This is a genomic window from Conyzicola sp. (assembly GCF_046714715.1).
Taxonomy (GTDB): Bacteria; Actinomycetota; Actinomycetes; order Actinomycetales; family Microbacteriaceae; genus Conyzicola.
Genome location: NZ_JBKKAD010000070.1, coordinates 1 through 6,340 on the forward strand (window position 1 = coordinate 1; position 6,340 = coordinate 6,340).

Below are 6,340 nucleotides of genomic sequence, written 5' to 3' on the forward strand. Positions count from 1 at the left end.
GAGCCCGCCGTTCGTGAACGGCGGGCTCTATCAAGTGGCGGGCACGGAGCCCGTCGGGGGTATTAGCCCTGACGAGCCTTCATGCGCGGGTTGGCGCTGTTGATCACGAACGTGCGTCCGCGACGGCGCACAACCTGCGATCCGGGTGCCTTCTTGAGCGACATGAGCGAATTACGTACCTGCATGGCCCTCCAGCTTTCTTGTTGACTATCGTTATCAACAACTGCCCGGCGTAGATATTCCCGCGAGGGGGAGCCCGGTCATCGCGACGGTACTCGCACCATGCCCTCCTGCGCAACGCTCGCCAGCAGAACGCCGTCGCGCGTGAAGATACGCCCGAGCGAGAGGCCGCGGCCGCCCACCGCGGTCGGCGACTCCTGCACGTAGAGCAGCCAGTCGTCCACCCTGCCGAAACGGTGGAACCACATCGCGTGGTCGAGGCTCGCCGCCTTCAGGCCCGGAAGAGCCCACGGCACGCCGTGTCCGCGCATGATCGGCTCGAGAATGGAGTAGTCGCTCGCGTAGGCGAGGGCGGCGCGGTGCAGATTCTCGTCGTCAGGCAGGGCGCTCTTCGCCTTCAGCCAGACGGCCTGGTGCGGAACGTGCTCGCCCTCGACGGTGAAGTAGATGGGCGACGGCACGTGGCGCATGTCGAAGGCGCGCCCGTGCGCCCAGTCGGCGGCGACCGGGTGCTCGATGCCCGCGAGGGTCTCGGCGGCGCTCGGCAGCGACTCGGGTTCGGGCAGCCCCGTCGGCATGGTCACCTGGTGGTCGAGGCCCTCGTCGAGCACCTGGAACGAGGCGATCATCGACAGGATCGGGAGCCCGTTCTGGTAGGCCTGCGTGCGCCTGGTCGAGAACGAGCGCCCGTCGTGGATGCGGTCGACCGAGAACGTGATCGGCTGCGCGGCGTCGCCGGGCCGCAGGAAGTAGCCGTGCATCGAATGCACGAAGCGGTCTTCGTCGATGGTGCGCATCGCCGCGACGAGCGACTGCGCGAGAACCTGTCCACCGAACACCCTGCCCATCGGTTGGGGCTGGCTCGGGCCGGTGAAGATGTCTTCGCTGGTGCGTGCGCCGGTGTCGGTCAGGTCGAGTGCAGCCAGAAGGCCGCTCACGGGGTCGCTCATGCCCTGTAGTTTAGAACGCAGATGAGCCAAGCATTCACCCTCCAGGATTCCCTCGCCCTCGACGATCTCAGCACCTATCTGAGTCGCGCGGGCCGCGTCGAGGACGGATCGGTGCGCCTTATCGCCACCTCCGGAGTGCTCGCGGTCTACGTCGCCGTCTTCTACCCCTCCGGCCTGCTCGACGAGAGCCCCACCGTGCTCGGGCTGCGCACCTTCTCGTTGCCCGAGAAGGAGACATTCGACGCGGTCGTGCCCGTCGGGTCGCTGTTGCAGCGCCTCGCCAACAAGAAGAGCGATGTGACGGATGCCGCGGCTCCCGTCACCGTGACGCTGCCGATGCAGGTGCACACCGTGTCATGGGCGGCCATCTCGCCCCCGCGCGGCGGCTGGACGCCCCTGCCGGGCACCTCGAGCCGCATGCTCGACGAGGTGGCGCGTGCGGGCATCGATGCCGTGGCCGGCGCCATCCCCACCGGTACGGGCGAGCAGATCGTGCACCGCGTTCGTTCGGAGGTCTGGGGCCAGCCCATCCGCGGGCTCGAACACGTTCCGGCCGGAGCAGGTTTTGCCGCACTCAGTCTCGGCTTCCTCTCCGGCGACGAAGACGTGCAGATCTTCGAAACCGGTCCGTGGACGCGGCTCACCACCAAGCGCGGCCATGTTCTCGCGAAGCGCCGGGCCTGGACGCTCGCTCGCTGACCGTCCCTCTACGCGAACGACGCGACGCGTTCGGCCCAGCGGCCGGCCGCCGCCGCGAAGGCGCGGTCGAGCATGTCGGACGATCCGCCGATCGCGCGTTCGAGCTGCAGGCCGCGCTGCAGTCCGACGATCTCCGCCGCGAGGTCGTCGGCCTCGCTCGGCCGCACGCCGTGCTGGCGCAGGTAGGCGGCGTAGGCCGACACCCATTCGGTCTGCAGTCCGTCGACGAAGTTCTTGTACGGACCGGGGTTGTGCAGGGCGAGGGCGACGACCTGGACGAACAGACGGATGAGGGGCAGCTGGTCGTCGGCGGAGACGAGCCGCCACACCCGCACGAGCTCTTGTTCGACGTCGGCGTCGGTGCCGTTCGGGCCGAGCAGGCTGGCATCGCGCACCGATGAGAGTCGCGCCGCCTCGTCGAGCGCGTCGGTGATGAGGGTCTCGCGCGAGTCGAAGTAGTAGAGCAGCACGCGGTGACTCGACCCGATCGCGTCGGCGAGTGTGCGCAGGCTGAGGTCGAGCACTCCGTGCTCCAGCAGAAAGCGCGCCGAGAGTTCGAGCAGTCGTTCGCGTTCGTCGGGCACTCGTTCGCCTTCCATGGCTGTGGTGTACATCGGCGCTGTGGGGTACATCGGCGTCGGCAATTAGGGGGACTTCGTACCAACTGGTACGCTGTGTCGATTGCCCTCCTGACGAAAGACTAGCCGTGCCGATCCCTCTCCTCATCGATACCGACACCGCAGCGGACGATTGCTTCGCCCTGCTCGTCGGACTCCTCGATCCCCGCGCCGACCTGCGCGGTATCACGATGGTCGCCGGCAACGTCGGATTCGACCAGCAGGTCGACAACGCCTTCCTCACGGTCGGGCTGGCCGGACGCCTCGGCGAGGTGCCCGTGTTCCTCGGCGCTCGCGACCCGCTCGTGCGCCCGTGGTTGAGCGCGGAAGACGTACACGGCGACGGCGTGGGCGGGCTCAAGCGCCCTGACGACGGGCACGTGGCATCCGAAGAACACGCGGTCGACGCGATGATCCGCATCGCCCGCGAGCACAGGGGCGAACTGCGCATCGTCGCGATCGGTCCGCTCACCAATATCGCCCTCGCGGTGCAGAAGGACCCGGAGTTCGCCGCGAGCGTCGGAGCCCTCTACGTGATGGGCGGCTCGATCAACGCGCGCGGCAACATCACCCCGGCCGCCGAGTACAACATCTACGTCGACCCGGAGGCGGCCGATATCGTCTTCTCCGCCGGGTTCGCCGACGTCGTCGTGATCAGCTGGGACCCGCTCACGATCACCGACGCCGTCTTCGACCAGGCGCGCATCGACCGCATCGCGGCCCTCGACACCCCGCTGTCGCGCTTCTTCGTGCGCGCGAACCAGGCGACCTTCGACTTCGACACCCGGGTGGGCCTCGCCGGTTCATCGCACTGCGACTCGCTCACGGCGCTGCTCGCGATCGACCGCGGTTACGCGACCGCCGAGGGTCGCTACCGCCTCGAGGTCGAGACCGAGGGCACCATCACGCGTGGCGCGACGGTGTTCGACTGGCAGTCCGACGACGACAACGTCACGGCGATCGAGAAGGCCGACGGCGACAGGTTCTACGAGTACATGCTCGGCATGCTGGCGTCGACGCCCGTCGCCGAGTAGAACATCGCGCGGCGCACGACGACGTCGACCCGTTCGCCGACGAGCGGTCGGCGCCCGGGCACGCGGCAGCGAAGCGCTACACCGCTCCAGTCGACGATGACGTCGTTGCCCGCGCGCCCGTAGAGCGACGATGTGACGGTGCCCGCGCCGTTGTCGGCCGGGTGCAGGGTCACGTCGTCGGGGAGCACGGCGATCGTGCCGTGGCCGGTGACCCCATTCGCCTCGACGGCGGCGAACTCGACCGCGCACGGGTGGCCGATCGCGGCGAAACCGGTGGCTCCGTAGACGCCGTCGAAGACGGTGGCGTCGGAGAGGAATTGGGCGACGCCGGGCGAGACCGGCGAGCTGACGAGTTCGGGCGGGGTTCCGATCTGCTGGATGCGCCCGCCGTCGAGCACCACCACCCTGTCGGCGAGGGCGAGAGCCTCGTCCCGGTCGTGGGTCACGTGCACCACGGTCAGACCGATGGAACGGGTGAGGGTCTGCAGCTCGAGCCGCAGAGCGTCGCGCAACGGCTCGTCAAGTGCAGACAGCGCCTCGTCGAGCAGCAGCACGCGTGGGCGCCCGACGATGGCGCGGGCGAGGGCGACACGCTGGCGCTGACCGCCCGAGAGCGTCGTCGGGTTGCGCTTCTGGAAGCCGGTGAGGCCGACGAGCCGCATCACCTCGGCGACGCGCTCCTCACGCTCGGCCTTGGCGACCCCCGCGAGCCGCAGCGGGTAGGCGATGTTGCGCGCGACGTTCCAGTGCGGCCACACCGCGTGCTGCTGGAACACCATGCCGAGTCCGCGCTTCTCGGGGGCGACCAGCCGATTCTGGCCGGCATCGGCACCGCCGGCGACGAGCGTGTCGCCGAGGTGTATCGACCCCGAGGTGGGAGCGAGGAAGCCGGCAATCGCACGCAGCTGCGTGGTGTTGCCGGTGCCGGAGGGACCGACGAGCGCGATGAACTCGCCGTCGGCGATGCTCAGGTCGATGTTCTCGAGCCCGACGGTGCCGTCGGTGAAGACGAGTCCGAGCGAGGTGAGAGTGACAGACGACATGGTGTCCTTTCGTGCCGGTCAGCGCGCGCGGCGGGCGGCGAGACCGAGGCCGGCCAGGCCGACGAGGGTAATGATGAGGGAGAGGGCGGACGCCGCGTTGTACGCGCCGGCCTGCTGCAGGCTGAAGATCGAGACGCCGAGGGTCTGCCCGCCGGGTGCGAGCAGCAGCACGGAAATGGTGAGTTCGCGCACAGCGGTGAGCACCACGAGCGTGGCACCGGAGATCGCGGCGGGCACCGCCATGCGCCAGGAGATGTCGAAGAGCGCCCGCAGGCGGCTGGCGCCGGAGACACGCGCCGCCTCCTCGGCGGTCATCGGCGTTGACCGCAGCGGGGCGCTGACCGCCTGCACGACGATCGCGACGAACGCCATCACGTAGGCGCAGAGGATGAGCCACGGGGTGTTGAACAGCCCGATGCTCGGCGCGATGATGAGCCAGCCGACCGCGATCACGAGTCCGGGGATCGCCTGGGGAAGCATCGCCACCGTCTTCAGCGCCGCGTTCGAGCGCGCGCTGGTGCGGGTGACGACCGTGCCGATGGCGAGACCCAGAACACCGCAGATGAGACCGGCGAGCACCGACAGCACAACCGAGTTCACCGCTCCCGTGAGGGTGGCGGGCATCGTCGTTGCCCGCACGATGTTGTCGAGCGTGAGGTTCTCGAGCGTGAGTGGCACGCCAGGGGCGGGCAGCAGCGCCTGGCTGAGCAGCGCGGTCACCGGCAGCAGGGTCACGGCGAGCACGCCGCCCCACGCGACGAGCGTGAGGGGGATGCGGGCGCCGCCGAGCGGCAGCACCTGCGCGGCGGAGGCCGAGACATCCAGCTCCCACCGCGAACGCGAGACCAGCAGGTCGACGACCATCGCGGCGGCGGCAACCACGAGCAGCACCACGCCGATCGTCGCGATGACCTCGAGCGGCGACTCGACGGTTCCCGACTGGATATAGCGGTAGATGAGGGTCGACAGCGTGACGTAGCGCTCGGGCAGCCCGATGATCGAAGGGATGCCGAAGTCGGCGAGGTTGCCGACCGCGACGAGGGTGAAGGCGGAGAGCATCGCGGGGCGCAGCAGCGGCAGGGTCACGCTGCCGACGGCGCGGATGGCTGAGGCGCCGCTGATGCGCGCGGCCTGCTCGAGGTCGCTCGGGATGCGGCGCAGTGCGGCCGACACGATGATGTAGACGACCGGGTAGGAGTGCACCGTGAGCAGGAAGATGACACCGTCGCCGCCGTAGATGTTCCAGAGGGGTGCGCCGAACCACTGGGTCCAGGCGACGTTGAGCGGGCCGGTGGGGCCGGCGATCCCGATCCACGAGATGGCGCCGACGAACGGCGGAACGAGCAGCGGGGTGAGGGCGAACAGGCGCAGCACGCGTCGGCCGGGCAGGTCGCTGCGGTCGAGCAGCAGCGCGAGCAGTGTGCCGATGACGACGGCGCCGAGTGCCGAGACGGAGGCGGAGACGAGGCTGTTCAGGCCGGCTTCCGCGATGTCGCCACTCAGCAGCAGAGGAAGATGATTGCCGGATGTCGCGAGCGCGACGATCGCGCCGAGGGGCAATAGCACCACTCCGGCGCAGACCAGCCACAGCGCCACGCGCAGTGCGTCGATGCCGTCGGCGCGAGGGCGCGGGCGGGGGGAGTTCTGCACGGGGGTGGGGCGGGGGCCCCCCCGCCCCCCCCCCCCCGGGGCCCCCGCCCCGGGGCCCTCGCCCGTCGGCGCCGACCGCGCCGCGACGGCACGGATGCACTGCGGGTCGCGTTGTGGCTCGCCATGCTCGGCGTCGTTGTCCTTCCGCTCGGTGCTTTGGTCTGGCT

At 69.6% G+C, this 6,340-nt stretch carries 7 protein-coding genes; 2 read left to right on the forward strand and 5 right to left on the reverse strand.

What is annotated here, in order from left to right; translation table 11 throughout:
* Nucleotides 1–62: 62 nt before the first annotated feature.
* Together ACLQ6X_RS05775 and ACLQ6X_RS05780 are read right to left on the reverse strand one after the other, a co-directional pair.
* A complete protein-coding gene (locus ACLQ6X_RS05775; protein WP_411699220.1) occupies nt 63–185 on the reverse strand; it encodes a ribosomal protein bL36 in 123 nt (40 codons plus the stop codon).
* Between the two features lie 75 nt (nt 186–260).
* Complete coding sequence (locus ACLQ6X_RS05780; RefSeq protein WP_411699221.1) at nt 261–1,130, reverse strand: acyl-CoA thioesterase; 870 nt, start codon at nt 1,128–1,130, stop codon at nt 261–263.
* 21 nt (nt 1,131–1,151) lie between these two features.
* Between ACLQ6X_RS05780 and ACLQ6X_RS05785 the strand changes: the two genes are divergently transcribed.
* A complete protein-coding gene (locus ACLQ6X_RS05785) occupies nt 1,152–1,829 on the forward strand; it encodes a hypothetical protein (protein WP_411699222.1) in 678 nt (225 codons plus the stop codon).
* An 8-nt stretch (nt 1,830–1,837) separates the two neighbouring features.
* Here ACLQ6X_RS05785 and ACLQ6X_RS05790 read toward each other — a convergent pair whose 3' ends face one another.
* Nucleotides 1,838–2,428, reverse strand: a complete 591-nt coding sequence (locus ACLQ6X_RS05790; RefSeq protein WP_411699223.1) for a hypothetical protein — start codon at nt 2,426–2,428, stop codon at nt 1,838–1,840.
* Between the two features lie 107 nt (nt 2,429–2,535).
* On the opposite strand from ACLQ6X_RS05790, the gene ACLQ6X_RS05795 reads away from it, so the two are divergent.
* Nucleotides 2,536–3,480: a nucleoside hydrolase gene (locus ACLQ6X_RS05795; RefSeq protein ID WP_411699224.1), complete on the forward strand. Its 945-nt coding sequence runs from the start codon at nt 2,536–2,538 to the stop codon at nt 3,478–3,480.
* On the opposite strand, the gene ACLQ6X_RS05800 is transcribed toward ACLQ6X_RS05795, so the two are convergent.
* Together ACLQ6X_RS05800 and ACLQ6X_RS05805 are read right to left on the reverse strand one after the other, a co-directional pair.
* The gene (locus ACLQ6X_RS05800) at nt 3,432–4,523 is read right to left on the reverse strand and encodes an ABC transporter ATP-binding protein (protein WP_411699225.1); all 1,092 of its coding nucleotides are present in this window, start codon (nt 4,521–4,523) and stop codon (nt 3,432–3,434) included. The genes ACLQ6X_RS05795 and ACLQ6X_RS05800 overlap by 49 nt on opposite strands.
* 18 nt (nt 4,524–4,541) lie before the next feature.
* Nucleotides 4,542–6,173: an ABC transporter permease gene (locus ACLQ6X_RS05805; protein WP_411699226.1), complete on the reverse strand. Its 1,632-nt coding sequence runs from the start codon at nt 6,171–6,173 to the stop codon at nt 4,542–4,544.
* Between the last annotated feature and the right edge of the window lie 167 nt (nt 6,174–6,340).